Origin of the sequence: Spongiactinospora rosea (assembly GCF_003315795.1) — a bacterium.
GTDB lineage: Bacteria > Actinomycetota > Actinomycetes > Streptosporangiales > Streptosporangiaceae > Spongiactinospora > Spongiactinospora rosea.
Genome location: NZ_QMEY01000009.1, coordinates 1 through 24,807, shown reverse-complemented (window position 1 = coordinate 24,807; position 24,807 = coordinate 1). Strand labels below are relative to the sequence as shown.

Annotated in this window: 33 protein-coding genes and 1 tRNA gene; 15 read left to right on the top strand and 19 right to left on the bottom strand. The window is 69.7% G+C overall.

Features of this window, described 5'->3' with window-relative positions; translation table 11 throughout:
• Entirely contained in the window at positions 1-852 is an 852-nt protein-coding gene (locus tag DP939_RS21350) for an aminoglycoside phosphotransferase (RefSeq protein ID WP_113982528.1), read from the bottom strand.
• Positions 849-1,829 carry a radical SAM/SPASM domain-containing protein gene (locus DP939_RS21345; protein WP_113982527.1) on the bottom strand — a complete coding sequence of 327 codons (981 nt, stop codon included), beginning with the start codon at positions 1,827-1,829 and terminating at the stop codon, positions 849-851. The genes DP939_RS21350 and DP939_RS21345 overlap by 4 nt, the downstream gene beginning before the upstream one ends.
• A 173-nt stretch (positions 1,830-2,002) precedes the next feature.
• Here DP939_RS21345 and DP939_RS21340 point away from each other — a divergent pair, with 173 nt between their 5' ends.
• Entirely contained in the window at positions 2,003-3,013 is a 1,011-nt protein-coding gene (locus DP939_RS21340; RefSeq protein ID WP_113982526.1) for a hypothetical protein, read from the top strand.
• Between the two features lie 35 nt (positions 3,014-3,048).
• Complete coding sequence (locus DP939_RS21335) at positions 3,049-3,522, top strand: GNAT family N-acetyltransferase (RefSeq protein ID WP_113982525.1); 474 nt, start codon at positions 3,049-3,051, stop codon at positions 3,520-3,522.
• On the opposite strand, the gene DP939_RS21330 is transcribed toward DP939_RS21335, so the two are convergent.
• Both DP939_RS21330 and DP939_RS21325 read right to left on the bottom strand, forming a co-directional pair.
• Entirely contained in the window at positions 3,519-4,304 is a 786-nt protein-coding gene (locus DP939_RS21330) for an aminotransferase class IV family protein (protein ID WP_113982524.1), read from the bottom strand. The genes DP939_RS21335 and DP939_RS21330 overlap by 4 nt on opposite strands.
• A 4-nt stretch (positions 4,305-4,308) precedes the next feature.
• Positions 4,309-5,205, bottom strand: coding sequence for a LysR family transcriptional regulator (locus DP939_RS21325; RefSeq protein WP_113982523.1), 897 nt, complete (start codon positions 5,203-5,205; stop codon positions 4,309-4,311).
• 69 nt (positions 5,206-5,274) lie between these two features.
• On the opposite strand from DP939_RS21325, the gene DP939_RS21320 reads away from it, so the two are divergent.
• On the top strand, positions 5,275-6,162 hold the full coding sequence (locus DP939_RS21320) for an NAD(P)H-binding protein (RefSeq protein WP_113982522.1): 888 nt from the start codon (positions 5,275-5,277) through the stop codon (positions 6,160-6,162).
• Here the strand turns inward: DP939_RS21320 and DP939_RS21315 are convergent.
• Positions 6,143-6,640 carry a MarR family winged helix-turn-helix transcriptional regulator gene (locus DP939_RS21315; RefSeq protein ID WP_225878409.1) on the bottom strand — a complete coding sequence of 166 codons (498 nt, stop codon included), beginning with the start codon at positions 6,638-6,640 and terminating at the stop codon, positions 6,143-6,145. The two genes, DP939_RS21320 and DP939_RS21315, sit on opposite strands and share 20 nt — an antisense overlap.
• A 69-nt stretch (positions 6,641-6,709) precedes the next feature.
• On the opposite strand from DP939_RS21315, the gene DP939_RS21310 reads away from it, so the two are divergent.
• Positions 6,710-7,894: an FAD-dependent monooxygenase gene (locus tag DP939_RS21310; RefSeq protein WP_113982521.1), complete on the top strand. Its 1,185-nt coding sequence runs from the start codon at positions 6,710-6,712 to the stop codon at positions 7,892-7,894.
• A gap of 4 nt (positions 7,895-7,898) precedes the next feature.
• Here the strand turns inward: DP939_RS21310 and DP939_RS21305 are convergent, their stop codons facing one another.
• Positions 7,899-8,669: a serine hydrolase gene (locus tag DP939_RS21305; protein WP_225878408.1), complete on the bottom strand. Its 771-nt coding sequence runs from the start codon at positions 8,667-8,669 to the stop codon at positions 7,899-7,901.
• A gap of 214 nt (positions 8,670-8,883) precedes the next feature.
• Between DP939_RS21305 and DP939_RS21300 the strand changes: the two genes are divergently transcribed.
• A complete protein-coding gene (locus DP939_RS21300) occupies positions 8,884-9,279 on the top strand; it encodes a VOC family protein (protein ID WP_113982519.1) in 396 nt (131 codons plus the stop codon).
• Between the two features lie 40 nt (positions 9,280-9,319).
• On the opposite strand, the gene DP939_RS21295 is transcribed toward DP939_RS21300, so the two are convergent.
• Positions 9,320-10,168, bottom strand: a complete 849-nt coding sequence (locus DP939_RS21295) for a nitroreductase/quinone reductase family protein (protein WP_113982518.1) — start codon at positions 10,166-10,168, stop codon at positions 9,320-9,322.
• Between the two features lie 343 nt (positions 10,169-10,511).
• On the opposite strand from DP939_RS21295, the gene DP939_RS21290 reads away from it, so the two are divergent.
• Both DP939_RS21290 and DP939_RS21285 read left to right on the top strand, forming a co-directional pair.
• Positions 10,512-10,751, top strand: coding sequence for a DUF6343 family protein (locus DP939_RS21290; RefSeq protein WP_113982517.1), 240 nt, complete (start codon positions 10,512-10,514; stop codon positions 10,749-10,751).
• Positions 10,748-11,701: a TIGR03557 family F420-dependent LLM class oxidoreductase gene (locus DP939_RS21285; RefSeq protein WP_113982516.1), complete on the top strand. Its 954-nt coding sequence runs from the start codon at positions 10,748-10,750 to the stop codon at positions 11,699-11,701. The genes DP939_RS21290 and DP939_RS21285 overlap by 4 nt, the downstream gene beginning before the upstream one ends.
• On the opposite strand, the gene DP939_RS21280 is transcribed toward DP939_RS21285, so the two are convergent.
• Together DP939_RS21280 and DP939_RS21275 are read right to left on the bottom strand one after the other, a co-directional pair.
• Positions 11,694-12,728: a DNA topoisomerase IB gene (locus tag DP939_RS21280; protein WP_225878407.1), complete on the bottom strand. Its 1,035-nt coding sequence runs from the start codon at positions 12,726-12,728 to the stop codon at positions 11,694-11,696. The genes DP939_RS21285 and DP939_RS21280 overlap by 8 nt on opposite strands.
• Positions 12,729-12,738: 10 nt before the next feature.
• Positions 12,739-13,470 carry a FadR/GntR family transcriptional regulator gene (locus tag DP939_RS21275; RefSeq protein ID WP_113982515.1) on the bottom strand — a complete coding sequence of 244 codons (732 nt, stop codon included), beginning with the start codon at positions 13,468-13,470 and terminating at the stop codon, positions 12,739-12,741.
• A gap of 81 nt (positions 13,471-13,551) precedes the next feature.
• Here DP939_RS21275 and DP939_RS21270 point away from each other — a divergent pair, with 81 nt between their 5' ends.
• The gene (locus DP939_RS21270) at positions 13,552-14,385 is read left to right on the top strand and encodes a fumarylacetoacetate hydrolase family protein (protein WP_113982514.1); all 834 of its coding nucleotides are present in this window, start codon (positions 13,552-13,554) and stop codon (positions 14,383-14,385) included.
• Here DP939_RS21270 and DP939_RS21265 read toward each other — a convergent pair.
• The 3 genes from DP939_RS21265 to DP939_RS48760 all read right to left on the bottom strand — a co-directional run bounded on the left by DP939_RS21265 (position 14,382) and on the right by DP939_RS48760 (position 15,526).
• A complete protein-coding gene (locus tag DP939_RS21265; RefSeq protein ID WP_113982513.1) occupies positions 14,382-15,032 on the bottom strand; it encodes a transaldolase family protein in 651 nt (216 codons plus the stop codon). The genes DP939_RS21270 and DP939_RS21265 overlap by 4 nt on opposite strands.
• A gap of 20 nt (positions 15,033-15,052) precedes the next feature.
• Positions 15,053-15,262, bottom strand: a complete 210-nt coding sequence (locus DP939_RS21260; protein WP_113982512.1) for a hypothetical protein — start codon at positions 15,260-15,262, stop codon at positions 15,053-15,055.
• A gap of 129 nt (positions 15,263-15,391) precedes the next feature.
• Positions 15,392-15,526, bottom strand: coding sequence for a hypothetical protein (locus tag DP939_RS48760; RefSeq protein WP_263972335.1), 135 nt, complete (start codon positions 15,524-15,526; stop codon positions 15,392-15,394).
• Positions 15,527-15,665: 139 nt separating this feature from the next.
• Between DP939_RS48760 and DP939_RS21255 the strand changes: the two genes are divergently transcribed.
• Positions 15,666-16,070: a beta/alpha barrel domain-containing protein gene (locus DP939_RS21255; RefSeq protein WP_113982511.1), complete on the top strand. Its 405-nt coding sequence runs from the start codon at positions 15,666-15,668 to the stop codon at positions 16,068-16,070.
• Here DP939_RS21255 and DP939_RS21250 read toward each other — a convergent pair.
• Positions 16,061-17,206: an acyltransferase family protein gene (locus tag DP939_RS21250; protein WP_225878406.1), complete on the bottom strand. Its 1,146-nt coding sequence runs from the start codon at positions 17,204-17,206 to the stop codon at positions 16,061-16,063. The two genes, DP939_RS21255 and DP939_RS21250, sit on opposite strands and share 10 nt — an antisense overlap.
• Positions 17,207-17,433: 227 nt before the next feature.
• Between DP939_RS21250 and DP939_RS47935 the strand changes: the two genes are divergently transcribed.
• The 3 genes from DP939_RS47935 to DP939_RS21240 all read left to right on the top strand — a co-directional run bounded on the left by DP939_RS47935 (position 17,434) and on the right by DP939_RS21240 (position 18,484).
• Positions 17,434-17,553, top strand: coding sequence for a DLW-39 family protein (locus DP939_RS47935; protein ID WP_013130296.1), 120 nt, complete (start codon positions 17,434-17,436; stop codon positions 17,551-17,553).
• Positions 17,554-17,611: 58 nt separating this feature from the next.
• Positions 17,612-18,319 carry an HAD-IA family hydrolase gene (locus DP939_RS21245; RefSeq protein ID WP_113982509.1) on the top strand — a complete coding sequence of 236 codons (708 nt, stop codon included), beginning with the start codon at positions 17,612-17,614 and terminating at the stop codon, positions 18,317-18,319.
• Between the two features lie 89 nt (positions 18,320-18,408).
• Positions 18,409-18,484: transfer RNA gene (locus DP939_RS21240), tRNA-Ala, on the top strand.
• Between the two features lie 84 nt (positions 18,485-18,568).
• Here the strand turns inward: DP939_RS21240 and DP939_RS21235 are convergent.
• Positions 18,569-18,889 carry a replication initiator gene (locus DP939_RS21235; protein ID WP_450097542.1) on the bottom strand — a complete coding sequence of 107 codons (321 nt, stop codon included), beginning with the start codon at positions 18,887-18,889 and terminating at the stop codon, positions 18,569-18,571.
• A 208-nt stretch (positions 18,890-19,097) separates the two neighbouring features.
• Between DP939_RS21235 and DP939_RS21230 the strand changes: the two genes are divergently transcribed.
• Positions 19,098-19,466 (top strand): hypothetical protein, encoded by a 369-nt coding sequence (locus DP939_RS21230; protein ID WP_147268066.1) that lies wholly within the window; start codon positions 19,098-19,100, stop codon positions 19,464-19,466.
• Between the two features lie 639 nt (positions 19,467-20,105).
• On the opposite strand, the gene DP939_RS21225 is transcribed toward DP939_RS21230, so the two are convergent.
• Positions 20,106-20,741 (bottom strand): hypothetical protein, encoded by a 636-nt coding sequence (locus tag DP939_RS21225; RefSeq protein WP_147268065.1) that lies wholly within the window; start codon positions 20,739-20,741, stop codon positions 20,106-20,108.
• 1,046 nt (positions 20,742-21,787) lie between these two features.
• Complete coding sequence (locus DP939_RS21220; protein WP_113982506.1) at positions 21,788-22,087, bottom strand: hypothetical protein; 300 nt, start codon at positions 22,085-22,087, stop codon at positions 21,788-21,790.
• 331 nt (positions 22,088-22,418) lie between these two features.
• Between DP939_RS21220 and DP939_RS21215 the strand changes: the two genes are divergently transcribed.
• On the top strand, positions 22,419-22,934 hold the full coding sequence (locus DP939_RS21215; protein WP_199565321.1) for a GNAT family N-acetyltransferase: 516 nt from the start codon (positions 22,419-22,421) through the stop codon (positions 22,932-22,934).
• 54 nt (positions 22,935-22,988) lie between these two features.
• Here the strand turns inward: DP939_RS21215 and DP939_RS46245 are convergent, their stop codons facing one another.
• Both DP939_RS46245 and DP939_RS46240 read right to left on the bottom strand, forming a co-directional pair.
• A complete protein-coding gene (locus tag DP939_RS46245; RefSeq protein ID WP_158578636.1) occupies positions 22,989-23,288 on the bottom strand; it encodes a hypothetical protein in 300 nt (99 codons plus the stop codon).
• 219 nt (positions 23,289-23,507) lie between these two features.
• Positions 23,508-23,807 (bottom strand): hypothetical protein, encoded by a 300-nt coding sequence (locus DP939_RS46240; RefSeq protein ID WP_158578635.1) that lies wholly within the window; start codon positions 23,805-23,807, stop codon positions 23,508-23,510.
• A 154-nt stretch (positions 23,808-23,961) separates the two neighbouring features.
• Here DP939_RS46240 and DP939_RS45480 point away from each other — a divergent pair, with 154 nt between their 5' ends.
• Entirely contained in the window at positions 23,962-24,483 is a 522-nt protein-coding gene (locus DP939_RS45480; RefSeq protein WP_147268064.1) for a hypothetical protein, read from the top strand.
• Positions 24,484-24,623: 140 nt separating this feature from the next.
• On the opposite strand, the gene DP939_RS21200 is transcribed toward DP939_RS45480, so the two are convergent.
• Positions 24,624-24,807: ATP-binding protein (locus tag DP939_RS21200; protein ID WP_158578634.1), on the bottom strand; the 184-nt coding region annotated here is incomplete at its 5' end.

The following is a 24,807-nucleotide window of genomic DNA, read 5'->3' as shown; positions in this document are numbered from 1 at the left end:
CTAACGGCTTCCAGCATGCGATACGAGTCGATCGGCGAGGGCGCGCACCGGGCCGGCCAACGCCGGATAGTCGTCGCTCCGCTCTGCGCGGTCGAGGATGTGCGCGGCGGCCGACAGTTGTGCCAGACGGCCGGTGGGGGTTTCAAGAACATCGGCGAACACCCCGTAGACCTGGGCGGCCGTCGCCGGGACCAGCAGACTGTGCAGGTAGAGGACGGCCGCGCCGTACCCGGTGGGGGCTCGGCCCCAATATTCCCAATCCAGTAGCCACAGGCGAGGCTGGGTGAGGTTGGCCCAATGAAGGTCGGTGTGCTCGGTGCGCATGCTCGGCGTTTCGGGGAGGTCGAGCGTTCTGCTGTAGAAGGCTTCGACATTGCGTGGCAGTGCGGACGGGTCGTGACCTCCTCGCAGGGTCGAGTGCCCGGCAAGCGCATCGACGGCCGTGCGCAGATCGGCCCACCAAGAATCGGGCAATGTCAGCGGCATTGTCAGTTCCGGGGTGGCGGAGCACGGCTGGTCTGGCACGTAGGTCAGCAGTTCGGCGTATATCGATACCGGCGCCTCATCCCATTCCGTACGGGAGATCAGCACAGGCTTGGGCACCCCGGCGATCGCGGCGGCGTCCTGATTGCCGGTCCATGTTTCGCCCTGCGCCCAATCATGGTGCTCACCGGTGGCGCGCAACCACAGCCGGTCCTCTCCCCTGAGGCATGCCGAGCCGATCGTGCGGTCATGCCAGCCGAACACCGCGTCCCCGGCGAGAGCCACACCAAGGCGGGCGGCGCCTTCGGTGAGAATGCGACGCAGAAAGGCACGCTGCCCCGACTCGGGCGTGTGGTGTCGGCTGGTCATGTCGATCCTTGCTTGTCCGTGGGGTGGCACTTGTTGGGATTGCAGTTCCTTACGGGATTACAGTTCTGGTCTTTGGGGGCGCAGGGTCCACAGGCATAGTTCGGCGCGCAGTTATCGGTTGGACGGCAGTTGCGCTGAGGCCGGCACGAGGGACTACAGTCCGGGCTGCACGGGTCGGGTCGGCATGGCTTCTTGGGACTGCACGCCGGACGCTCCCCGAATTCCCTGCGCAGATCGCTCATGATCTGGCCGAACGTCTCGCTGACGAGGATAGCCGGTAGCGACGATCGATGGACGTCGCCTGCGGGCAGCCAACGAGCGAACACGCACGGCCAGACCTCCCCGGTGGGGGAGATGGCGACTTGCCGGTCTCCGCAGTTGCCACAGAGCTGACCGATGCCTGGTCCGCTCTCCCGGATGCCGCGTCCGACCTCCCGCAGGTCGTCATATCCGATGTCGGAGACGCCCAGCAGTTCGAGAACGGCGGCGGCCTGCCCGACGCGCTGCCGATGGAGGACGTTGATCACACCAGCACGAAGCGGGATGCCGAACTCCCTCGCGCGAGCGATGTTCTTGGTCGTGGCACGGAGCGAAGGCCGCCTGGTGATGGTTCGGTGCTCGTCGGCCTGATCGGAGTAGTAGGAGGTCGCCAGCCGAACCCCGGGCAAGCGGAAGGTCTCCCACATCACCGGGGTGACATGGACGAGATTCGTATAGATCTCGACTTCCATCCCCATGTCCAGAGCATGCCGCACGAGCTCCGGCAATGCCGGGTGCAGGGTCGGCTCGCCCCCGATGAACTGGCCCATCGTCGCACCGGACGCACGGGTCTGCGTGATGACGCGGTACCAGTCCGAGACGGTCATCGTTCCGTGGCTCCTGTCAGGTCCGGACGCGGCGTAGCAGTGGCGACAGGTGAGCTGGCATCGCCCCGTGATCTCCCACCACGCGTGATCGAGAAGGTCGAGTTCAGACAAGGTGCCTCCTGCGTAGATCGGGTTCGCCTCCGAGACCCAACAAGCGGATTTCGGTGGCGGGGTCGGGGTGGGCCGGTAATCTGAGCGTAGTCATGCGAACGCACTCCGCATCCGTACGTGAATCGCGGTACACAGACGAACGCTCGAACCCCAGCCGAGGGAGCCCCCCGCGCATGAACATCGATGGCGAACCGCTGATCAACGCCGTGCCCGGGGAGGTGCTGGACCGGGAGGTGATTCTGCGGATCCTGCACACTCTCGGGGAGGTCACCGACAGTGTGCTGGCCGACTTCACCGCCGCCGCGCGCAGTCGGCAGGAGTTGTACGACGCCGAGGAGGTCCGGCATCCCGAGGTCGGGAAGCGGACGACGCCCGAGGTGAGCATCGACCCGGTGGGGTCGTTGATCAATCACCGGACGCTCCTGGCCGAGGAGTCGGAAGATCGGCTGGAGGACGCGGCGTACGCGTTCAGCGCGTGGTGGGCGGATGTGGCCGTGTGCGCGGTGGCGGCGGCGCTGACCGGGCTGTCGGTGACCGTGGTGCGGGTGCGGGCGGCGGATCCGGCCGCGAACATGGAGGATGACGAGCTGGCACTGCTGCCCGCCGTTCCCGAGCACGTGCAGAAGTACGCCGAGCTGGCCGTCCTGCTGGACGAGCCGTTCCTGAGCGGGCACGATCTCGGGCCGGGGCTGTTGCCGGTGGGCGGGCGGGAGTACGCCGAGCGGGCCGGGCTGCGGGTGCGCTCGCTGCCCGACGGCAGGGTGACCGTGGTGGCGGGTGGGTGGCCGGAGGCGCGGCGGCGGCGGTTGTGGGGGCCGCAGTGGCTGGAGCACCGGGCGCCGGTACTTCCGGACACCGGCCTGCTCATCCGGCACCTCGCGGAGGTGGATGCCCCGGCCGCCGTGATCGCCGCGATCAGGGAGGTGGCGGTGGGCGTGGACAATACCGTCGAGGCCAAGGTCCACGCGGACGAGCTGCAGAAGCGGATGGACGAGCTGGCCGACGACCGGAGCGAGGGCGTGGCGGACAAGGTACGCCAACTGGAGGACCAGGCGAATGCGGCCTGGAAACAGGGCGACGAGCTGCCCTACCGGCTGGCCGCGTACGCCCGCGTGCTGACCAGCCATCTGCCCACGCTCTACCGGCTCTGCGACGACCGATCGACGAGCAATGACGTCCCGTGAGCCATGCGGCAGCCGGGCCGCATAGCCTCGGGCGTATGAGCGATCATGCTTTCGTCCCGGGTGACTTCGCCGTCCCCCGCTCCCTGGTCACCCCGCGGTTCCGTCTGGAGCCCCTGGGCGCTGAGCACAACGCCGCCGACCACGCCGCCTGGACCAGCAGCATCGAGCATATCCGCGCGACCCCGGGCTTCCCGGACGGACGATGGCCTCCTGTGGACGGCATGACCCTGGAGGCCAACCTCGCCGACCTGCGGCGCCACGCGGACCACTTCACCGAGCGCCGTGGATTCACCTACACCGTTCTCGAACCGGCGAGCGGCGAGGTGATCGGATGCGTCTACATCTATCCCTCTGACAGCGACGACCACGACGCCGATGTGAGCTCCTGGGTCAGGGCCGATCGAGCCGAGCTGGACGTGCCCCTGTACGAAGGCGTGACAGCCTGGCTGCGCGCGGACTGGCCCTTCGAGAGGCCCTTCTACCATCCACGGGGATTGGGCCAGGACTAGACCTGCTCCTGCGGGATCGCCTCGTAGCGGTCGCGGAGCAGGTCGATGATCGGGTGGTCGGCCGGGAAGGCGTGGTCGTCGATGGCCGTGATGGGACGTACGCCGATCGCGGTGTTGGTCGCGAACGCGGCCCGCATGCCGGGGAGGTCGTGCGGGCCGACCGGGGCGGTGATGGTCGCGTCGTGGGCCTGCCGGAGCAGCCGCATGGTGATGCCGGGCAGGATGGCGCCGCCGCCGTCCGGCCAGACGACGCGTTCGCCGTCGTAGAAGCCGATGTTCCAGGTCGGACCCTCGGTGACGAACGCCGCGTCGCTCACGAACAGCGCGTCGTCGAAGCCGGCGAGTTGCGCGCGGCGGCGTTCGTGCAGGGCGCCGAACAGGCCGACGTGCTTCACCTGCGGCAGGTCGCGCTGGTAGCGGGCGGTGCGCACGCGCATCGGGGACGGCGGCAGGGCGACGGCCGGGCGGGTGGTGACCAGGACGCGGGGACGGGCGTCGGCGCCCGGGTGGCCCAGGTCGAGGGCCGGGTCGAACACGCTCACCCGGACGATGAGCGGGCCGGACGCCTCGCGCAGCGCGTGCCGCACATGGTCGCGGACCCGCTCGCGGTCGAGGTCGGCGGCGAAGACGGTACGGCAGTCGCGTACGAGCCGGTCGAGATGCCACGTGAGGCCACGCACCCGGCCCCCGGCTTCGACCCGCATCGACGTGAAGTGCCCGTAGTTGACCAGGCCCAGGGCCTGGAGGGCGGCGGGCTGGACGGGTGCGCCGTCGAGTTCCATGTGATCAGGCCGTCGCGGCGATGGTGGCGGCGATGGCGGTGGCGGTGCGGACGAAGGCGGCCACGGCAGGGGAACGGGACTCCGCGGGCCAGGCCAGCACCAGCTCCAGCGGGGCGAGGTCGGCGACCGGCAGATAGGCGACATCCGGCCGCGGATGCCGCCGCACGATCGACACCGGCGGAAACCAGACGATCGTCCCCAGCTCGACCAGGCTGAAGATCTGCGCCAGGTCCCGCGGCCGGGGCGGTGCCGCGACCACGGGCTCAATGGCGTGGCGGAGGCCACCCCGGATGCCGCTCTGGTCGGCGGGCACACCGTCGGGAAGGACGCGGCCCGCGAGGTCGGCCAGGCGCAGGCCGGTACGCGCCGCCAGCGGGTCGGTCGCCGCGACGGCGAGCAGGCGCGGCTCGGTCAGCAGCGGCTCGACGTCGAGGCCGTGATCGTCGAACGGCGAGGGCAGCAGCGCGAGGTCCGCGCGGCCGTCGCGCAGCGCGGGTTCCTGGCCGTCGCGCCCGCCGAGCACCAGCTCGACCGGCAGGGCGGCGGCCTCGCGCCGGTAGGCGGCGAGGATCTGCGGCAGCAGCCCGCCGTCGTAGTCGGCCTTCATCGCCAGCCGCAGCCGGGGCTCGCCCTGCCCGGCCAGCCGGGCCCGGCGGGCGGCGGCGGTGACCGCGTTGAGCGCCGTACGGGCGTCGCGCAGCAGTGTCTCACCGGCGGGGGTCAGGGTGACCCGGCGCGTCGTGCGTTCCATCAGCGTCACGCCGAGCCGGCGTTCCAGCTCCCGGATGGCCCGGGACAGCGGGGGCTGGGCCATGCCCAGCCGTTCGGCGGCCCGCCCGAAGTGCAGCTCTTCGGCCACGGCCACGAAATATCGAAGCTGCCGCACCTCCAGCTCACTCATACCGCCACGGTATCAGTCGCGACCCGATCGGTCCTTCAGTTCCACCGCCGCCCCCGGTTCACTGAGGACATGATCGTCATCACCACCCCCACCGGCCAGATCGGCCGGCAGACCCTTGACCGCGTGCTGGCCGCCGGGACCGGGGCGAAGGTCCGGGTGATCGTCCGTGACGCCGCCCGCCTCGGCCCCGACGTACGCGACCGGGTCGAGGTCATCGAGGGCTCGCACGGCGACTCCGGCGTGGTCACCGCGGCCTTCGCCGGGGCGGACGCCGTCTTCTGGCTGGTCCCGCCCGACCCGTCCGCCCCCGACCTGGACACCGTCTACTCCGGCTTCACCCGCCCGGCGGCCGTCGCCCTGAAGGAGCAGGGCGTCAAGCGGGTCGTCGGCGTCTCGGCCCTGGGCCGCGGTACGTCCGTGGCGGGCCGCGCCGGGTACATCACCGCGTCGCTCGCCATGGACGACCTGCTGGCCGCCACCGGGGTGGGCTACCGCGCGCTCGCGCTGCCCTCGTTCATGGACAACCTGCTCCGCCAGGCGAACCTGATCCGGCACCATGGCGTGTTCCGGCTGCCCATCCCCGGCGACCACAAGGCGCCGGCCTGTGCCACCGCCGACATCGCCGCGGTGGCCGCGGACCTCCTGCTGGACGACACCTGGAGCGGCGTCGAAGAGGTCCCCCTGCTGGGGCCCGAGGACCTGTCCTACGACGAGATGGCGCAGATCATGTCCGACGTGCTCCAGCGCCCGATCCGCTTCGAGCAGGAATCCGGCGCGGATTTCACGGCCCGGCTGATCCGGTTCGGCGCCTCCCCGGCCATGGCCCGGGCCGCCCTGGACATGTGGCAGGCCAAGGCCGCCGGGCTCGACGCCGCCGTGCCGCGCACCGCCCGGTCCAGTACGCCCACCACGTTCCGCCAGTGGTGCCAGGACGTGTTCACGAGGTGTCCGAACTGACCGCCTCCCCGCCCGCGAGTGCCGCGGTCGCCGCGGTCTGTACCTCGGTGGCCCGGCGCAGGAAGTCCAGGATCACGGACAGCTCGTCGTCCGTGTAGCGCTCGTACAGCTCCATCAGGCCCCGCGCGATGCCGTCGAACAGCGGGGCGTACTTCGCGACGTACGCGTAGTCGATCTCGACGATGACCCGGCGGCGGTCGGCCGCGTCCTTGACCCGGCGGACGAAACCCTTGGCCGCCAGGCGGTCGATCAGGCCGCTGACCGAGGCGGGGGCCAGGCCGGTCAGCTTGACGATCTCCCCCGCGGTCAGCGGGCCGTGGCGTTCCAGCAGGTCAACGGCCTTCTCCTCGGTCAGCCCGAGACCCATCGCGGTGGCGGTGGCGCTGTGGAACATCACCGCCGCGTTGCTGTTCTCCCGGCCCGCCACCGCCAGATCCTCAAGGAGTTTCCTTCGGTGTGCCGAAATTTCGGTTGACACGCCCCTCCTCCGGTGCAAGTATTTCGTTCGACCGAACGAAATAGCTTCGACAACGAGGAGAGTACCACGATGAAGGCCCTGATCATCGGCTGTGGCATCGGCGGACCGGCCACCGCGATGGCCCTGCGCCGCGCGGGAATCGACGCCGAGATCTTCGAGGCGTACACGGTGACCGCCGACAACAGGGGCTCGTTCCTCAACATCGCCTCCAACGGCCTCGACGCGCTCGGCGTCCTCGACGCCCACCGCGACGTACTGGCGGCGGGCATCCCCACCCCGCACATGGAGATGTGGAGCGGCACCGGCAAGCGGCTGGGCCGGGTGGCCAACGGACTGCGCCTCGCGGACGGCACGGTGAGCCACACCGTCCAGCGTTCCGACCTCTACCGGATCGTCCGCGACCAGGCCGCCGCCCGGGGCGTACCGGTCCGGTACGGCAAGCGCCTGATCGACATCGACCAGAGCGACCCGCGCAAGGTCGTCGCCCGGTTCGACGACGGCACCGAGGCCGTCGGCGACCTGCTGATCGGCGCGGACGGCATCCGCTCCCGCACCCGCGCCATCCTCGACTCCGCCGCGCCCGGCCCCCGGTACGCGGGCCTGGTCAGCTTCGGCGGCATCGTCAAGGACCCGGCGTTCACCGGCGAGCCCGGCGTCTACAACATGATCTTCGGCAGGCGGGCGTTCTTCGGCTACACCGTGGCCGCCTCCGGCGAGACCTGGTGGTTCGCGAACCTGCCGATGGCCGAGGAGCCCACCAGGGACGAGCTCGACCGCACCGACTGGAAGCCGATCCTGATCGACGCCTTCTCCGGCGACGCCAACTTCTCCGCCGACGTGATCCGCGCGTCCGCCGACGTGGGCGCGGCGTTCGCGATCAGTGACCTGCCGCCGGTGCCGGTCTGGCACCGCGGGCGCGTGGTCCTCACCGGCGACGCCGCGCACGCCACCTCGCCCAGTTCAGGGCAGGGCGCGTCGCTGGCCGTGGAGGACGGGCTGATCCTCGCCAAGTGCCTGCGCGACCTGGGCGGCCATTCGGCCGCGTTCGCCGCGTTCGAGAAGCAGCGCCGGGCGCGGGCCGAGCGGGTGGTCGCCTACTCGCGCACGATCAGCAACAGCAAGGCCGCCGGGCCGGTGGCCCGCGTCTTCCGCGACCTGATGATGCCGGTCTTCCTACGCCGTTCGGCCGGCGCGGAGGGCCTGGCCTGGATGTACCGTCACCACATCGACTGGGACCAGCCGGTCGCCGCCTGATCGCCTAGGCGACGTGCGGCCGGGGTACGCCCGCCAGGGCGGCGATCTCGACGCCCGCCTCGCGCACCCGCCGGACCAGCTCGTGGTCATCGCCGCCGACCGTCGGGCCGTTGGCCAGCACCGCGTACCCGATCCTGCGCACGCCGACCAGCACCCCCACATCGGTGCGGACACCGTCGTCGATGCCGGTCTTGTTGGCCACCCAGATCGTGCCCGGCGCGGTCTTGTCCGGGATCTTCCGGGACTCGGGATCGTGCGGCACCAGGGCCGGGACCAGGCAGCGGTCGGTGTTGTGCGCCATCCAGCCGAGCATCGTGCGGGTCCACTCCTCCTCGCCGTCCAGCAGCGCGGCGAAACGGGCCAGCTCGCCCGCCGTACCGACCGCGAAGTGCGGCGGATCGGACGGCAGGCGTGGTTCGCGCACGCGGTCCAGGACGCGGGTGCGGATCAGGCCGAGCCGGGCGGACTCGTCGGTGATCCGGTCCAGGCCGAGGTGGCGCAGCAGCGCGTTGGTCGCGGTGTTGTCGCTCACCGAGGCGACCAGTACGGCGAGGTCGCCGATCGTCCAGCGGCGCTCGGAGAGCACGCCGAGCAGCCCGGAACCGTTGACGTAGTCGGCGTCGCGCACCTCGACCACCTCGTCGGGGTCCAGCGTGCCGGCCGCCAGGCCCCTGGCCGCGCAGGCCAGCACGAGCAGCTTGCCGGCGCTGGCCAGCCGCAACTCGGCGTCGTCGTTGATGGAGATCTCGCCGGGCACGGAAATCGCGATCCTCACACGCCCACCGCCGTCCGAGTCATCTCTGCCGTCCTCCGCACCGCGTTTCGCCTCCCGGTCAGAAGGCCCCCACCTCCGGGGCACGCCTCCTTCAACAGTTTCCCAGCACCCGACGCACCACCCCTGCCCGATGTCGGATCTTCCTATCAGACGGCCTTTGCGGGCACTAGATCGCCCTTGACTTATATAATCGGCAACTGAAATAGTTGCCCGCATGACACAGAAGGTCACGACATTCCTGATGTTCGAAGGCGCGGCCGAGGAGGCGATGAACTTCTACGTCTCGCTCTTCGACGACTCCGAGATCCTGGCCATCACCCGGTACGGACCCGAGGGCCCGGGGAAGGAGGGCAGCGTCATCCACGCCACCTTCAAACTGGCCGGCCAGGAGTACATGGCCATCGACAGTTACGTGTCGCACGAGTTCACCTTCACGCCGGCGACCTCCCTCTACGTCCAGTGCGAGTCCGAGGCCGAGCTGGAACGGCTGTGGGCGGCCCTCGCCGAGGACCGCACGCCGCTGATGCCGCTGGGCGAGTACGGCTTCAGCAAGCGGTTCGGCTGGACCAACGACCGCTTCGGCGTCTCCTGGCAGCTCAACCTGGCCTGACGGCCGGGGGCGATCCCCCGGCCGCCAAGGCGCGGGGCACTCAGAAGGTGAACGCGTCGAGTGCCGGGATGAGTTGTTCCTCCTCGTAGTCCAGGTGGGCGAGGAGTTCGGTGGTGAGGCGTTCGACCTCGCCGGCGAGCACGGCCGGTTCGGGCGCGTCCGCCGCCAGCACCGCCTTCAGGTCGTCGAGCAGCCGGGCGATCACCTCGTGCTCCTCGCGCAGCCGGGCGAGCGCGGGGGCCAGTTCGGGGTTGCTCCGGTCCAGGGCCGGGAACATCCCGTTGTCCTCATGTCCATGGTGGATGCTGAGGCTCTGGCACACCGTCAGGCAGTTGACGCGGAGCTGCGCGCCCAGCGTCGGCCCGGACGCGGCGATCTCCTTGCGGATGATCACCAGCTCGGTGCGGAACGAGTCATGGACCTTCCGCAGCATCTCACCGAGCGAGACGGGACCACCCGGACCCTCTTCACCAGGCCCGTCGTCGATCGGGGTCAGCGCGACGACCGGGATCACGCGGGTGGTCTTGGCCTGGTACTCCCCCCAGCCGGGATCGGCCTCGACCGCGCGGGCGAACATGGCGTCGCGCTCCGCGCCCGAAAGGACGGCGGCCCGCGCCTGGAAGGTGAAGGCCCCGGTCTCGACGGTGACCACCGGATCGGCGACCAGGTTGTGGTACCAGGCCGGGTGCCGGGGCGAACCCCCGGCCGAGCCGATGATCAGCATCCGGTCACCGTCGGGGAGATAGCCGACGGGGGTGGTGCGCCGGGCGCCGGACCTGGCCCCGGTGGTGGTCAGCAGCAGCAGGCGGGCGCCCTCGAAGGGGCCGCCGACCCTGCCGCCGTTGGCGCGGAACTCGTCGATGATCTGCTGATTGAAGTCAATGGGCATACTGCGTAGTGCTCCTGGCATGGGGGATCAGATGACTGAAACGTGATGACCGAAAACGTGATGACTGAACGCGCGCAGGCTGGAGCACACGCCGATGAAGGGCGTCAGAAGGGTTGACGAAATGCTCGTGACCGCCGTGCGCGAGCGGGCGCGCGAAAGGCGTGCGGGTCAGTCGCCGCCGGTGGCGTAGAAGCTCACGACATCATCCCCTGCGGATCGGGTGCCGCTCGCCGCCACCGATGATCGGCTCGGCGTTACGACACGCACCCATTACATGGGCATTGCCGAAACCTTGTCAACCTGATAACAGGTTTCGCCGGGGACGGCAGGGCAGGGGGTCCCCATGTGGGGAAACCGGAGCGGCACCGAGCCGAAGAACGCCAAGAGCCCGCTGCGCGTCCGCGCCGGTCTCGCGGCTGTGGCTCTGCCGCTTGCCCTGGCGGCCACGATCTTCTTCGTGTACCGGGCGGTCGCCACGGGCGAGTCCGTCTGGACGGTGGAGGCCGTCATCTCGGCGGCCGTGGCCGTCACCGCCGCCATCGACCTGGTCGTGATCAGACGGAGGATGGGGAACCGGCAATGACGAAGTTCGGATACTTCCTCTCCAGCGAGGAGCACGGGCCGAAGGACCTCGTACGGCAGGCCAAACGCGCAGAACGCGCCGGCTTCGAGGCCCTGTGGATCTCCGACCACTACCATCCGTGGGTCGGCGAGCAGGGCCAGAGTTCGTTCGTCTGGTCCGTGATCGGCGCGATCACCCAGGTCAGCTCGCTGCCCATCACCACGGCGGTGACCTGCCCGACCGTGCGCATCCACCCGGCGATCATCGCCCAGGCCGCGGCCACCGCCGCGGTGCTGTCGGAGGGCCGGTTCCGGCTCGGCGTCGGCACCGGGGAGGCGCTGAACGAGCACATCGTGGACTCCCGCTGGCCGCCGCTCGCCGAACGGCTGGACATGCTGGAGGAGGCCGTCGGCCTGATGCGCGACCTGTGGACGGGCAAGCTGGTCACCCACCGCGGCGAGCACTACGAGGTGGACACCGCCCGCCTCTACACCCTGCCGACGGATCCGCCGCCGGTCTTCGTCTCGGGCTTCGGCCCCCGGGCGGTGGAACTGGCCGGGCGGATCGGCGACGGCTACATCTGCACGTCCCCGTCCGCCGAACTGGTGACGATGTTCCGCGAGTCCGGCGGCGCGGGCAAGATCGCCCAGGGCGGTCTGAAGGCGTGCTTCGCGCACAGCGAGGACAAGGCCCGCGAGACCGTCCACCGGATCTGGCCGAACGAGGGCATCCAGGGCGAGGCGTCGCAGCTCCTCCCGCTGCCCCGGCACTTCGAGCAACTGGCCGAAATGGTCACCGAGGAGGCCGCCACGGCGGGCAAGCCGTGCGGGCCGGACCCGGAGGTGCACGCCGCCGCGCTGCGCGAGTACGTGGACGCCGGGTTCGACGAGGTCTACGTCAACCAGATCGGCGCGGAGCAGGAGGAGTTCTTCGAGTTCTACGCCGACAAGGTGTTCCCGCTGGTCAGGTGACCGGCTCGGGCCAGGGCGCGGCGCGCAGCAGCTTGATCACGGCCTGTTCCGGCTCGCCGTGGGTGGCCAGTACCGAGTCGCCGTCCGCCAGCCCGGTCAGGCCGGCCAGGCCGATCGTCTCGCCCTGCTCGTACCTGTCGATGACCCGTGGATCGACGTAGGAGGCCCGCGCGACCGCCGGGGTGTTGCCCAGGTAGTCGGCGACCTCGGCCACCACCCGGGCGACCGCCCGCCTGCGCGCCACCGGCCGCCTGGACGCCCTGGCCGACACCGCGAGCCCGACCGCCGCCAGCACCGTGGCGTGCCAGGTGCGGAAGTCCTTGGCGGTGACCTCGCCGCCGAAGACCTCCTTGAGGTAGTCGTTGACGTCGTCGCTGGTCACGTCGTGCCAGCCGGCGCGGGCGTCGCGGTAGCGGAGCAGTTCGGGGCCCGGGTTCGGCCGGGCCAGCAGCGCCCTGATCACTTTGCAGACGTCCCGGTCGGTCAGGATGGTCTCGTGGGGTTTGCCGCCCTTGCCGGGATATCGGCAGGCGATCACGCCGTTGCTCGCCCGCACGTGCTCGGTGCGCAGGGTGGCGAGGCCGAAGGAGTCGGTGTACTCGGCCCCGCCGACCCGCAGGAACCCGGTGTCCAGGATGCGCGCCGCGGCGGCCAGCACCCGGTGCCGGGTGAGGCCGCGCCCGGCCAGGTGCCCGGCCACGGTCTCACGGAACGCGGGCAGCTTCTCCGCCACCTCCAGGACGTGCTCGAACTTCAGCCGGTCCTGCTGCTCGCGCCACACGTCGTGGTACCGGTACTGCCTGCGGCCCGCCGCGTCGGTGCCGATCGCCTGGAGGTGCCCGTCCGGCGAGGCGCAGATCCACACCTCGGTCCACGCGGGCGGTACGGCCAGCGCCCTGATCCTGGCCAGCGTCTCGGCGTCGCGCACCGGCTCGCCGCCGGGCAGGTGATAGCTGAAACCGCGCCCTCGGCGTCGCCGCAGGATGCCCGGTTCGTTCGGATCGCTCTGCCGCAGCCCGCCGTTCACCCGGCTGCGGCTACCCGCCGTCCCGCGGCGCTAACGGCCCGCCGGGCGGGACGGTGTTGTGCTCCCGCATGAGCCGCTTGGCGCGCTCGGCGTCGTGATCGGCGATGGCGTCCACGATCGCGGCGTGCAGCCGATGGCGTTCGTCCAGGTAGTCGGGCAGCGTGCGGGCCTGCTCCTCGTACAGTACGGCCAGCGTGTGCGTCTCGATCACCTCCAGCAGGCCGGTGTAGATCGAGCGGAGCACCTGGCTGGGGCTGACCGCCGCGATCTTCTTGTGCAGCCGCCAGTTGGCTCGGGTGAACGCGGTGGCGTCGGGCGTGCCCGCGGCCCGCGCCATGTCGGCCAGCACCTCGCGCATCTCGGCGATGTCGGCGGGGGAGGCGTGCCACAGGGCGTCCTCGACCAGCAGCGGGTCCAGGGCGTTGCGGATGCGCACGGCGTCGGCCACGGAGGTCTGGGCGTCGGCGAGCGCGAGCACGGCGTTGCCCAGCCGGACCATCGGCGACTGCTCGGCCGCGAACAGGCCGCCGCCGGGGCCGGGGCGTACCGACACCAGGCCGCGGGCCTGGACGAGCCGCAGCGCCTCGTTGAAGGTGCCGACCGAGACCCCGCAGCGGGCCCGCAGCTCCTCCTTGGTGCCGAGCCGCGCGCCCGGCTCGGCGGCACGGGCGAACGCCGCGATGTGGTCGGCGGCCATCTCGGGCCGCGACCGGGGGTCATGCCGTGTGGTGGAGGCAGGCATGGGGTCAGCTTGACATACATCATGGCTTGTGGGAGAAAATCCCTCATATTCATAATGATGAATTGACCTCTGGGGGCTCCCGTGCGCATCGCGAATCTCGACGGCAGGCTGGTGCTGATCACCGACGGCGGCGCGGTGGACGCCGAGCAGGCCAGCGGCGGGGCCTTCGGGCCCGACCCGCAGGCGGTGTTCGAGCGCTGGGCTGAGTTCACCGCGTGGGCGCGCGGCGCGGACGTCTCGCAGGCCCAGCCGTACGACGTCGCCGTCCTGCGCGCGCCCGTCCCGCAGCCCCGGCAGATCTTCGCGATCGGCCTCAACTACCGCGAGCACGCGATCGAGTCCGGGTTCGACATCCCGCAGCACCCGGTGGTGTTCACCAAGTTCGCCTCGTCGATCACCGGCCCGACCGGGCGCATCGCGCTGCCCGACGGCAAGGTGGACTGGGAGGTCGAGCTGGTCGCGGTGATCGGCGCGCGCGCCTACCAGGTCGATGAGGCCAAGGGCTGGGACCACGTGGCCGGGCTCACCGTCGGCCAGGACATCTCCGACCGGCTCACACAGTTCATCGCGCCGCCGCCGCAGTTCAGCATGGGCAAGTCCTTCCCCGGCTTCGCGCCGATGGGGCCGGTGCTGGTCACGCCGGAGGAGTTCGACGACCGCGACGACATCGCGCTCGGCTGCACGCTGAACGGCGAGCCGGTGCAGGACGCCCGCACCAGCGACCTGATCTTCAGCATCCCGGCGCTGATCGCCCGCCTTTCGGCGGTGCTGCCGCTGCTGCCCGGCGACGTGATCTTCACCGGCACGCCGTCCGGCGTCGGTCAGAGCCGTACCCCGGCCCGCTTCCTGGCCTCCGGCGACGAGCTGGTGACCTGGGTGGACGGCATCGGCGAGATGCGGCACACCTTCGGCTAACCCGCCGCCCCGTCTGTGCATATGGCTTCGAACTCGGCCGCCGCCGCGACCGTCAGCTCGTCGGCGAGCAGCGCCTCGCACAGCGGCGCGCCGAGCGCGAAGTCGGGCACGCCCGCGGCGGCCAGCGCCGCCACGTCGTCCGCGCCGCGCAGGCTCGCCACCAGCACCCGCGTGCCCTTGCCGGCCAGCGACCGCTGCATGGCGATGGTCTGCTCCACACCGTTCCTGCCCTGGTCGGTCATCCGGCCGACGTAGGGGGCGATGTACCGGGCCCCGGCCGCGTCCGCCAGCAGCGCCTGCGCCGCGTGGTAGACGGCGGTGATCAGTACCGGCACCTGGCGGGCGGTCAGCAGCCTGGCCGCCGTGAAGCCCGCCCGGGTGGCCGGGATCTTCACCACGGCCCGGGGCCCCAGGTCGCGGATCCTGTTCGCGCCGGCCAAAATCTCCTCCGGGGTGGTGCCGAGCGTCTGCATGAAGACCTTCGCGGCCCCGGCCGCCGTCGCCCACTGGTAGACCGCCGGCAGGTCCGCGTCGCTCAGCCCGGCGCGGCGGAGCAGGGTCGGGTTGGTGGTGATGCCCGCGAACAGGCCGGTGGACAGCAGCGGCTCGACGGCGGAACGGTCGGCGGAATCGACGTAAAGGGCCATGGAATTCCTTCGTTAGGGGATCAGGTCGTGGTCGTGGTCGCGAGGGCGAGGTACCGTTCCAGCGCGGCCGGACCGCCGCCGGGCCGCGGGTCAGTGGCCGTGGCGACCGGCGGGCACCAGGCGTCGCGTACGACGGGCACGTCCACGCCGCGCAGCACCGCCGCGCCCCGCGCGGTCGCCTCCGGCGCGTCCCGGATGATCATCGGCCGGTCCAGGGCGTCGGCCGGCACCTGCCGGTAGGCGGCCGAACGCGCCCCGCCCCCCGCGGCCCCCGCCGAGCAGGGCCCCGGTGTCGGCGTCGCGCAGCTCCACCGTGCAGGACCGAGTGGAGCCGTCGATCCCGGCGACGATCGGCATGTTCAGGTCTTCTTCTCCGTGGCGTCGAACGTCAGCGCGGGCAGCGGGTCGGGGACGTGCTCGATCCGCCCCACCGCGCCGGAGGGGTGGCTGTGCAGTACTCGGTCCCAACCGTAACCACGCGGCCGCACCAGCACGTAGGCCAGGGCGTCCCCCAGACCGCCACCGCCGGCGTGGACCCCATCGCGATCACCTCGCCCGGATCGACCTCCGGCGGACTGTCCAGCCCGACCAGGCCGCGCAGGAACTCCGTGCCTGGCCGCCGAGGCGCACCTGATGGTCACCCGGCCGCTGGACCATGTGGACGCCTGGACCGATTTCTGCGGGCTGGCCGTCGCCCACGCCGAGGCGTACGGCTGGCGGGAGGCCGCGGCCCGCGCCGAGGCCCGGGGCGCGCGTCCGGGACTGGCCCTCTCCCCGGGTACTTCGCCTTTCGACGCGCCCGCCGAGCTGGACGTCCTTGTGATGTCCGTCACTCCTGGGCACGCCGGCGCCGCGTTCGATGTCTCGGCGCTGGGCGTCGTGGGCCAGGCCCGGATGGTCGGTATGGGCGGCGGCGTCACCGGTGAAGCGGCCGGACGCGCGGTCGCCGCCAGAGCCGACTGGATCGTCAGCGGCACCGCGCTGTTCGGGGCTTCTCATCCCCGGGCCTGGCTGCGGTCCGTCAGAGGTCAGGCGTAACGCTTGGCGATCCGGCGTCCCAGGCGCTGCATCGGGGCCTCCACCAGCCGGTACGTCAGCCAGCTCACCCCCAGCAGCATCGCCACGAACCCGATCGCCCCCGCCGCCTGCACGTGCCACGCCGAGTCGCGCAGGCTGCCGGTGATCGTGAGCATGTACTTCAGCAGCGGGTGATGGACCAGGTAGAGCGAGTAGCTGATCAGCCCCAGCCAGGCCAGCACCTTCGGCATTCGCCGCCGGCGCAACGCCATCCCCACCGCGAACGTCCCCGTCGCCAGGAGGATCGTGATGGTCCAGGCGGCCGGCTGCACCCACCACCAGCCCGCGTGAATCGACCAGAACGGACTCAACGTGATCAGCACGCCCGTGGCCAGTACCGGCCACAGCGACGCCTCGCCGCGCTCCCAGCGGTAGATCGCGGTGCCCGCGAACATCGAGGCCAGGATCGCCGCCGCCAGCCACGGCACGTAGCTGCCGGTCATGAGCAGGACGACGGCGACCGCGCCCAGGGTGTAGGCGGCGATGGTACGGAGATGTCCGGTGATCAGGCAGAACATGCCCACGGCGAACAGCGCGAACGACGCGTACGCGGGCCAGGTGCCCTTCAGCAGCGGCGCGTTGAGCAGCAGCCCCGCCACGATGGCCACCACCCCGAACACGATCGAGATCGGCCCGCTGGCACGGTGCACACCGGCCACGAACAACGCCGTGACCAGCAGATAGAACACCATCTCGTAGGAGAGCGTCCACATCGTGTCCACCATGCCCGCCTGGTGGACCACGTCGAGCAGCATGGTCGCGTGCGCGGCGGCGGACGAGGGGTCGCGTGGTACGTGCGCCCGGACCGGGACCCACCACGACAGCGCGAGAACGACGGCGATGGTGAGCAAGTAGAGGGGATAGAGGCGAAATATCCGGCTTATCCAAAACGCCCGGATATCGCCTTTACGTTCCAGCGATGCCGGAATGATATAGCCGCTGACCAGGAAGAACACCAGCACGCCGTACATTCCGAGGTTGAACGTATACGGCCGCAGCGCCGGCGCCACATAGGGCAACATGTGTTCGGCCACCACGGCGAGCGCGCCCACCCCCCGCAGGCAGTCCAGCCAGGCGAGGCGGTGCGACGCGGACACCGATGCGGTCGTCGTGACCGGAGAGGCCGTTACCACCCACCAACCGTACCCATCGCTCATCGGCTCGTGTCACAGGGCGAGCGCATGAATCGTCGTAACGGCGTATCGTGGCAAACCGGGCTGCAATCCGGGCTCTGGCCCGATCCCTTGCTAGGCTGCAAAGAACCGATGGAACCGGGCGTTGTCTCACCCCGGCAGGTGAGACCGTCAAGAAGTGGGGTCACACCGTGAAGAAGCTGCTCGTTCTGGCGCTGGTCGCTCTCGGGGGGCTGCTGATCTGGCGCAAGGTACAGGCTGACCGTGCCGAGCTGGATCTGTGGACTGAGGCGACCGGCAGCGAGAACTGACCGCCGCAGCAGGCAATGCGGGTCCGCCGACGTCCATGAGCACAGCGGAGGTGCAGGCGTGTCGATCGCCACGCCCATAAAGCTGGCCTGCCTGGACCTGGCGGGCACCACCGTCGGTGACATCACGACGGTGGAGCGCGCGTTCGCGGAAGCGATCGCGACCCAGGGCATAGTCCCCGGGACCGGCGCGTACGCTCGCGCCATGGTGCACGTACACCGGTCCCGGGGCCGTCCGAAGATCGACGTCTTCCACGGCATCTTCCCGGACAACGAGGCCCAGGCCCAGGCCGCCAACCTCACCTTCGAACGCGCCTACTCCGGCGCCATCGAACGCTCCGGCCTCATCCCCGTCCCTGGCGCCGTCGAGGCCCTCGACAAGATCCAGGCCGCGGGCATCAAGGTCGCCCTCATCACCGGCTTCAGCCGCGCCACCCTCGGCCGCGTGCTGTCCGCCCTCGACTGGTCCGACAAACTCGACCTCGCCCTCAGCCCGGAAGACGCCGGCCGCGGCCGCCCGTACCCGGACATGATCCTCACCGCCGTCCTCCGCCTCGGCATCGAAGACGTCCGCCACGTCGCCGTGGCCGGCGACGCCGAGTCCGACATGCTCGCCGCCCGCCGCGCCGGCGCCTCCGCCGCCATCGGCCTCCTCACCGGCGCCCACAGCAAACAACGCCTCCTCTCCGGCGGCGCCACCCACATCCTCGACTCCCTCACCGACCTCCCCACCCTCCTCCTCACCGAACCCGCCCCCACCCCCTGCTGACCCCCAACACGGCGACCACCGCCCGCGTCGGCGTTATATGCTGTGCTCGCGGTGCACGATGACCACAGTTGGTCACACCCACCTCTAAAGGGGCCTTAGCTCAGTTGGCAGAGCGCCTGCTTTGCAAGCAGGAAGTCAGGAGTTCGAATCTCCTAGGCTCCACCAGCGCAAACGTCCCCTATCTGATCTTCGCCCGGCGGCAGCAGTTCCCCCGTGGCTGGGTCGGTAGTCGTCGGCCTGTCCGTCCGGCTACGGCTCGCCCTGCTCATCCCGCTCGGCCCAGACCGGCAGGTGCTCGCCCTCGAATCGGACTTCATCCACAGACGGCCACCACACCTGGTGATAGGTGGCGGCGGCGATCTGCTTGATCTCCGCACGCGGCAAGGTCCCGCGGATCGCCATGTGCAGATGCGGCGCGAACCTCTTCTGGGGTTCGACGGTGGCGAAGTACTGCACGTCGTATCCGGCGACTCGGCGCAGGTTCTGCACGAACCGGTCCACCGGCTTGGAGAAGTGGAGGGCGTCGCGGGCCGCGCGGGCGTAGTCGTAGGCGGCCGGATCGACGGGGATGCCCTGGCCAGGGCGTCCCGTCCGCCATCAACCTGGGACGAGCCGAGCAGACCGGGGGCATGGGGCCAAGGTCGTTCGTCCGGTGGGGCGCTCCACCTTGGCCCCATGCCCCCGGCTCGCTTCCCCCTTCGGGCGGGTCGACGGCAGACGGGATGATCAGGCGGGCGAAGGCTTGTGCAGGTGCACCCGGCCAGGGAATCCTGTGATCATGCTCACCGTGCGGCAGCTCCTCGACTACCTCGAAGGTCTACCCGACGACACTCCCGTGGTCATCGACGTCCGCCCGGGCGATGAGTACGTACGGGTTGAAGACATCACCGTCACCACGGGTGAGGATGCTGAGGGAGGCGACCGTACGCCGACGGGCGTCCAGCTTGCGACGCGCAAGGTTCTACAAGATGCCCTCCAGCGAGAGCTTGGCGAACTACGCGCAGCGCTCTGCTACACCCTCGGGAAGTATCACAGAGAACCGGGCCCACAAGGATTGACGGTCATGTCCGTCCTCTCCGACCGGGAGATTTTCGACGAGATCCGAAGACTCCGCACGATCGCCGAAGCTGTCGAGAAGGAGAGCTAAGAGTCCTGGCCGCCGGGCCATTAGCGGGCCACTAAGGGCGGTCAACGCCGGTCAGTCACGGTCACTCGCGGGGAGCCCGCCACCCAGCTCAGGCCCCCTGTGGTCGAAGATCAGACCGATTTGCAAGCAGGAAGTCAGGAGTTCGAATCTCCTAGGCTCCACCCTCATCCTCCAACCCCAAGGCGCCAAGCCGCCCCACCCAACCCTCTTGGCGCTCGCCCCATTCCCAGGGCAAGCCGCGCCCCGAGCGCCCAATCGCCCTCGCTGACGCTCGGCCCGGTTGCCAAGCAGACGCGCTTCGCGCGCTCATTGGACCTCGCTCCGCTCGGCCTGTACTTCCCGGCGCCGCGCTACCGCGCACAGGAGGACGGGCTTCGCCCGAGGGCGTCGCGCTTCGCGCGCATTGGACCTCGCTGACGCTCGGCCTGTCTTTCTAGGGCCGGGCTTCGCCCGGCGTACGGCTTGCGCCCCCTTTTCGCCGTCCGCCGTTGCCAGCCGGACCCTGGCGCCCGGGTTCCCCAAGCCGTCGTGGCCGCTCGCCGTTCCCGCACCCTTCGACCGCCTGGATGACGGTGGGCTCCGGCGGCGCGATGCCCGCTCGGCGTAGCGGCATCGAGGCACCGGAGCCCGCCGCGCGGCTCAGCGACCCGCGAGAGTCGCGGTGGTGAAACTCTTGTACGCCTCATCGAAATGCCGCATCGCCGCGACCGGCCCCCTCGGTCCGGACGATCCCCCGCCGCCACCTACGTGCAGGTCGTACATACCTGCCGCGACCTCGCCGGCGGCGGCCGACAGCCACGGAACGCGCTGGGGATGGAGGACGGTGTTCTCCCGATCGAACAGCCCGACCTGATCCACTGCTATTACGCTGCTGCCCAGCGTCCGTGCGGCGGATTTGAAGTACCCCAGCGCTTCTTGGCGAAGCGGGCCGCGAGTTGCGGGGTCGCTGGACTTCGCCGCCACATGCAGCGTGGCGAGGCCCCGGTACACATCTCCGAGGTACTGGAACTCCAGGTTCACCGGTAGTACCGGCCTCGTACGGAAACTGACCGCCCACTCCAATGGGCACCGGCACGGTGGCGGCGGGCATATGCACCAACTGTGCACGAGGACCGCGGCCTTGAGGCAGTCCAGCTCGATCTCCCGCCAGGTGATCGGGTTGCAGTCCCTGAAGCCTTCGGCAGAGGCAGAGGCAGAGGTGCCCTGCACTCCCTGTGCTGACAGCAGCGACATGAGAAGGGCGAGCAGGCATGCCGCCCATCGGCTGCGTTTCACTGGTCCTCCTTGGGGGGTGCCGGGTGTGCTGTTCTCACACACGCCGGGCTGAGACCGTCCGGTGTCGAACCGGAGCACCCTCGTTTTACCTCGCCATTCAATGCCGGTCCATCATCCGCATTTCCGATATCCGGCCCAATAAATAAATCGGCCTGTCCGGAAGGCACAGCGGTTCGGTTCCCTGCGAGAACAACCGGTAATCGACTGTTCATGGATGTTCAGGTGTCACAATAATCGATGAGACCGAAATCCTGGGTGATCGGCCAAGGGGCGTTAACGGAGTACGGCCTGACCCTCATCTCATCGCGTCGCCGACACCGAGACTTCGCTCATGGACCGTGACGACCTCGCCGCATGGCTGAAACGCCCCGCCACAACCATCCGCGCCCGCCACCATGGCCGAGCCCCTGGCAGGACGCACCACCCCGCCCGAGCCGCACACCGACCCGGAGGACCAGACCGTTTGGATCCATGCAGTTCCTTCTTGTTGTCGTTGGTTGAGCCGTGTCCGCATGCGGCCCGCATTGCGACGTCTGGTAGTTGTCCGCCTATGGAGCGTGCCTGACGGGGGCTCTCTAGCTGGAGAAAGAGGAGATGGAGGGCCAAGTTGAGGAAACGTCGGATCCCGAGAAATGGTTCTCGTTTCTGCCACCCAGAGGAAACGGCATGTCACCGCATGTATAGTCGCCGGGGCAGGCTCTCCTTGGTTGAGCTACTGAGACCCGGGAGTGGGGCCCGGGGTGGTAGCCGCGGCTCCACTCCCATGCCTGGCAGATGTCGCACGGCCCCGTCCTCGGAGGGCGGGGTCGTCCTCGTTCTCAGCGATGCGCCCGCTGCCCTTGGGCCCACACGGCGAGTAGCATCGCCGGCTCCTCGGCCTCTTCAGATGTCTCGATCCTGCGATTCGGGATCGGCCACAGCCCCCTGCCGTTCGGACATGGCAACAGCACGACCGGTGGCTGCTGCATAAGGGGCACTGATCCATTCTCGCCGAGAAACATGAACACCCCTCCGGTATCGGCCAGAGGGGTGTACACGCGTGTGGGTCAGTAGTTGACCCATATCCACAGCTCGTACTTCGGCTTTCCGTCCCAGCCCTTGGGGTAGTACCGGCACTCGTAGGGGTGGGAGGACAGGCGGCCGTCCCTGTGGCAGGCGTCGTAGCCTGCGGCGTCGCCGTAGTAGTACCCGTCGTAAGACCAGTGCCCGGCGGCGATGCTCGACGGGGCGGCGACCGGCGCGGCTGCGGCGGCGGGTGTTGAGGCCAGCAGGGCGGGACCGGCGGCGAGGGCGAGCACCGTCCCTGCGAGGGCGAGGCCGCGTTTCGCATTCATGAGGTTGATCATGGTACGAGGTTACGTCGCCAGGGGCATTCCGCGTTCTCGCCGGGAGGCTTGCCCGCGCCGGGCCCATTCGGTGAGCTACTCCGCCAGCGCCTCCGCATCCTTCGCCGAGAGCCGGCCGTGAGCCGGGACGCGCCGCCGCACCGTGTAGTCCGGGCCGGTCAGCTCGCGCATCGCCGGGTCTCGGTACGGGTCGTACGGGACCCTGCGGGCGTCGATCGTGATGTCTCCCTCGGGTGCCGCGCCGTGGCGTTAGCCGAAGACGCCGGTTGACGACGGCGGAGTCACCTGCACCCAGCGTTGGGGTGGGCTGTGGTTCATTAGTGTCTGTTGCATGCCAGATGTGATAACCGTCCGCCCCGCGGGGCCCGGGGATGGGGATGTCCTCGGGGAGATCCATGCTGTGTCGTGGGGGGTCTCGCATGGGCCGTTCTGTGCGCCGGGGGTGGCTGCGGCCGGGGTGGAGGAGCGGCGGGGGAAGTGGCATGGGGTGGTGGCGGAGGGCGGGGAAGGGATCTTGCTGGCGTGCCTGAATGGGCGGGTGGGGGCGTTCGCTCGGTTCGGGGGCTCTACTTCTCGGGCCGGCGTGGCGGAGATTCATACGTTCTTTGCGCACCCGGACGTCTGGGGTAAGGGGGTTGCGAGGGTCCTGTTGATGGCCGTGTTGGAGCGGGCGCGGGACGCGGGGTACGGCGAAGTGCATCTGTGGACGCTTCGGGACTCTGCTCAAGCGCGCCGGTTCTATGCGAAGAACGGCTTTGCCGAGACCGGCAGGACCCACGATCATGATTTCGGGGAAGGGCCGCTGCTGGCTTTGGTGGAGTTGGAGCGGGCTGTGCCTGGGCGCTGAAGGAGTGCGGAAGGCGTCCAAGGACTGGGCCGTGGACGCCACACTCGCCGAGGATCAGGGGATGTACATCAGGTAGTACCAGCCCGCCTGGCGGTATTGGTCGCCTGGGTAGTAGCGGCAGGGGGCGAGGCCGGTGAAGTCGCCGTTTTCGGCGGCGTCCCGGAGACCTGCGTAGCAGGCGGCCAGGGTTTCGTAGCGCCTGGAGTAGTAATAGTTCGGCGGTATCGGGGCGAGGGCGGTTGTGGCGCTGGTCTGGTGGGTGATGGTGGCGGAGGCGGGTGCGGCGGTGGCCAGGGCGGCGGTGCCCAGGGTGGTCGCGAGCAGGGCCGCGGCGGATAAGTAACGGATCTTCATGGGGACTCCTCACGGTACGGTGGGAGGACACCTTCAGATCAGCACTGATCGCTTGGGGTGTGGACCTCCCGGTTTTCCATATTTCGGACGCATGGTCCACCGAATGAGGTGGCTTTGGGTGCGTCCGTGTTGGGGCGGGGCGTGCCCGGCCCGCACTGTGTGGAAGTGAATGCGGAAGGCGTCCAGGGACTGGGCCGTGGACGCCGCGCTCGCCGAGGGTCAGGGGATGTACATCAGGAAGTAGTAGCCCGCGCGGCGGTAGCGGTCGCCTGCGTAGTAGCGGCAGCCGGCGAGGCCGGTGAACTCGCCGTTTTCGGCGGCGTCCTGGAAGCCTATTCTGCAGTCGGCCATGGTCTCGTAGCGGCCAGAGTAGTACCAGTCCGGCGGCAGCGGGGCGAGGGCGGAGGTGGCGCTGGTCTGGTGGGTGATGGAGGCGGAGGCGGGTGCTGCGCCGGCCAGGGCGGTGGCGCCCAGGGCGGTCGCGAGCAGGGCCGCGGCGGGTAAGTGACGGATCTTCACGGGGGGCTCCTCACGGTAGGGTGGGAGGACTCCTTCAGATCAGCATTGATCGCTTGGGGTGTGGACCTCTCGGTTTTCCATATTTCGGACGCATGGCCCACCGATTGAGGTGGCTTTGGGCGCGTCCCCCGCGTGGCACATGGGAGTCGCCGCGATGACGATGCTGGTGCACATCACCGCGGCCAAGAACGTCCGCTCGATACGGCGTGGTGGCATTCGGGCGGTCAGCGGTGGGTACGGCGGAGCGGGTGTCTATTGTCTGCCGGTGCTGCCGTCGTACCAGATCACCCATCAGTGGGTACGCGAGCTGCGGCGGGGTGGTCGGCGGGCGCTCATCGCCGTGTACTTCAGGGTTCCCGACGACGAGCCGGTGCGGGCCGGGCACTACAACAGCTTCCCCGCCGAACTGGGCAGTGCCGAGGCCGCTGCGCTGATCGCGGCGCAGCCGGACCCGCGCGGATACGAGGTCTTCATCTCGCGTCCCATTGGAGCGGGTGAAATTCATCGAATCCGCCGGGTGAACCGGTTGACCGGCTGGCGTTACATGCCTGACGCCCACGGAAGGCCGCCGTGCGCGTGCCCGGTCTGCAACCCGAGAGGGCAGTACGGCGCCGCCAGAATCCGGGCGAGATTCGGCGACCCGGATGACATCAATAGTGGTCGTCGAGGGCGTTGATCAGAGTTCGGAGTTCGCGGGCGTGTCGTCGGGACATTGACAGCATCACCGCTTCGAGGAAGTCGCGGGCCTGTGTGTCAACGGCCAAGTGCGTGTCGCCGCTGGTGGCCATGTAGAAGTCCCCACCTCTTCGTAGTTGACTACTTCTTGATCAAGCGTGCTGGTGTCCTGGTTCGTGCCTGTTTCATCCGGAAGGACTCACCTTCGGTGACCACCACGATGCTGTGGTGCAGGAGCCGGTCCAGCAGACTGACCGCGGTGGTGTGCTCGGGCAGGAAGCGTCCCCACTGGTCAAAGGGCCAGTGCGAGCCGATTCCCAACGCG

What these genes read in the sequence shown, in the direction of transcription:
- DP939_RS21285 (WP_113982516.1), top strand. Translation starts at nt 10,748, where the DNA reads ATGACGAAGTTCGGATACTTCCTCTCCAGCGAGGAGCACGGGCCGAAG.
- DP939_RS21265 (WP_113982513.1), bottom strand. Translation starts at nt 15,032, where the DNA reads ATGGCCCTTTACGTCGATTCCGCCGACCGTTCCGCCGTCGAGCCGCTG.
- DP939_RS21340 (WP_113982526.1), top strand. Translation starts at nt 2,003, where the DNA reads ATGAACATCGATGGCGAACCGCTGATCAACGCCGTGCCCGGGGAGGTG.
- DP939_RS21215 (WP_199565321.1), top strand. Translation starts at nt 22,419, where the DNA reads ATGCCAGATGTGATAACCGTCCGCCCCGCGGGGCCCGGGGATGGGGAT.
- DP939_RS21255 (WP_113982511.1), top strand. Translation starts at nt 15,666, where the DNA reads ATGGTCACCCGGCCGCTGGACCATGTGGACGCCTGGACCGATTTCTGC.
- DP939_RS21320 (WP_113982522.1), top strand. Translation starts at nt 5,275, where the DNA reads ATGATCGTCATCACCACCCCCACCGGCCAGATCGGCCGGCAGACCCTT.
- DP939_RS21230 (WP_147268066.1), top strand. Translation starts at nt 19,098, where the DNA reads ATGCTCACCGTGCGGCAGCTCCTCGACTACCTCGAAGGTCTACCCGAC.
- DP939_RS46245 (WP_158578636.1), bottom strand. Translation starts at nt 23,288, where the DNA reads ATGAAGATCCGTTACTTATCCGCCGCGGCCCTGCTCGCGACCACCCTG.
- DP939_RS21220 (WP_113982506.1), bottom strand. Translation starts at nt 22,087, where the DNA reads ATGATCAACCTCATGAATGCGAAACGCGGCCTCGCCCTCGCAGGGACG.
- DP939_RS21310 (WP_113982521.1), top strand. Translation starts at nt 6,710, where the DNA reads ATGAAGGCCCTGATCATCGGCTGTGGCATCGGCGGACCGGCCACCGCG.
- DP939_RS21335 (WP_113982525.1), top strand. Translation starts at nt 3,049, where the DNA reads ATGAGCGATCATGCTTTCGTCCCGGGTGACTTCGCCGTCCCCCGCTCC.
- DP939_RS21325 (WP_113982523.1), bottom strand. Translation starts at nt 5,205, where the DNA reads ATGAGTGAGCTGGAGGTGCGGCAGCTTCGATATTTCGTGGCCGTGGCC.
- DP939_RS45480 (WP_147268064.1), top strand. Translation starts at nt 23,962, where the DNA reads ATGACGATGCTGGTGCACATCACCGCGGCCAAGAACGTCCGCTCGATA.
- DP939_RS21330 (WP_113982524.1), bottom strand. Translation starts at nt 4,304, where the DNA reads ATGGAACTCGACGGCGCACCCGTCCAGCCCGCCGCCCTCCAGGCCCTG.
- DP939_RS21275 (WP_113982515.1), bottom strand. Translation starts at nt 13,470, where the DNA reads ATGCCTGCCTCCACCACACGGCATGACCCCCGGTCGCGGCCCGAGATG.
- DP939_RS21300 (WP_113982519.1), top strand. Translation starts at nt 8,884, where the DNA reads ATGACACAGAAGGTCACGACATTCCTGATGTTCGAAGGCGCGGCCGAG.
- DP939_RS21350 (WP_113982528.1), bottom strand. Translation starts at nt 852, where the DNA reads ATGACCAGCCGACACCACACGCCCGAGTCGGGGCAGCGTGCCTTTCTG.
- DP939_RS21295 (WP_113982518.1), bottom strand. Translation starts at nt 10,168, where the DNA reads ATGCCCATTGACTTCAATCAGCAGATCATCGACGAGTTCCGCGCCAAC.
- DP939_RS21290 (WP_113982517.1), top strand. Translation starts at nt 10,512, where the DNA reads ATGTGGGGAAACCGGAGCGGCACCGAGCCGAAGAACGCCAAGAGCCCG.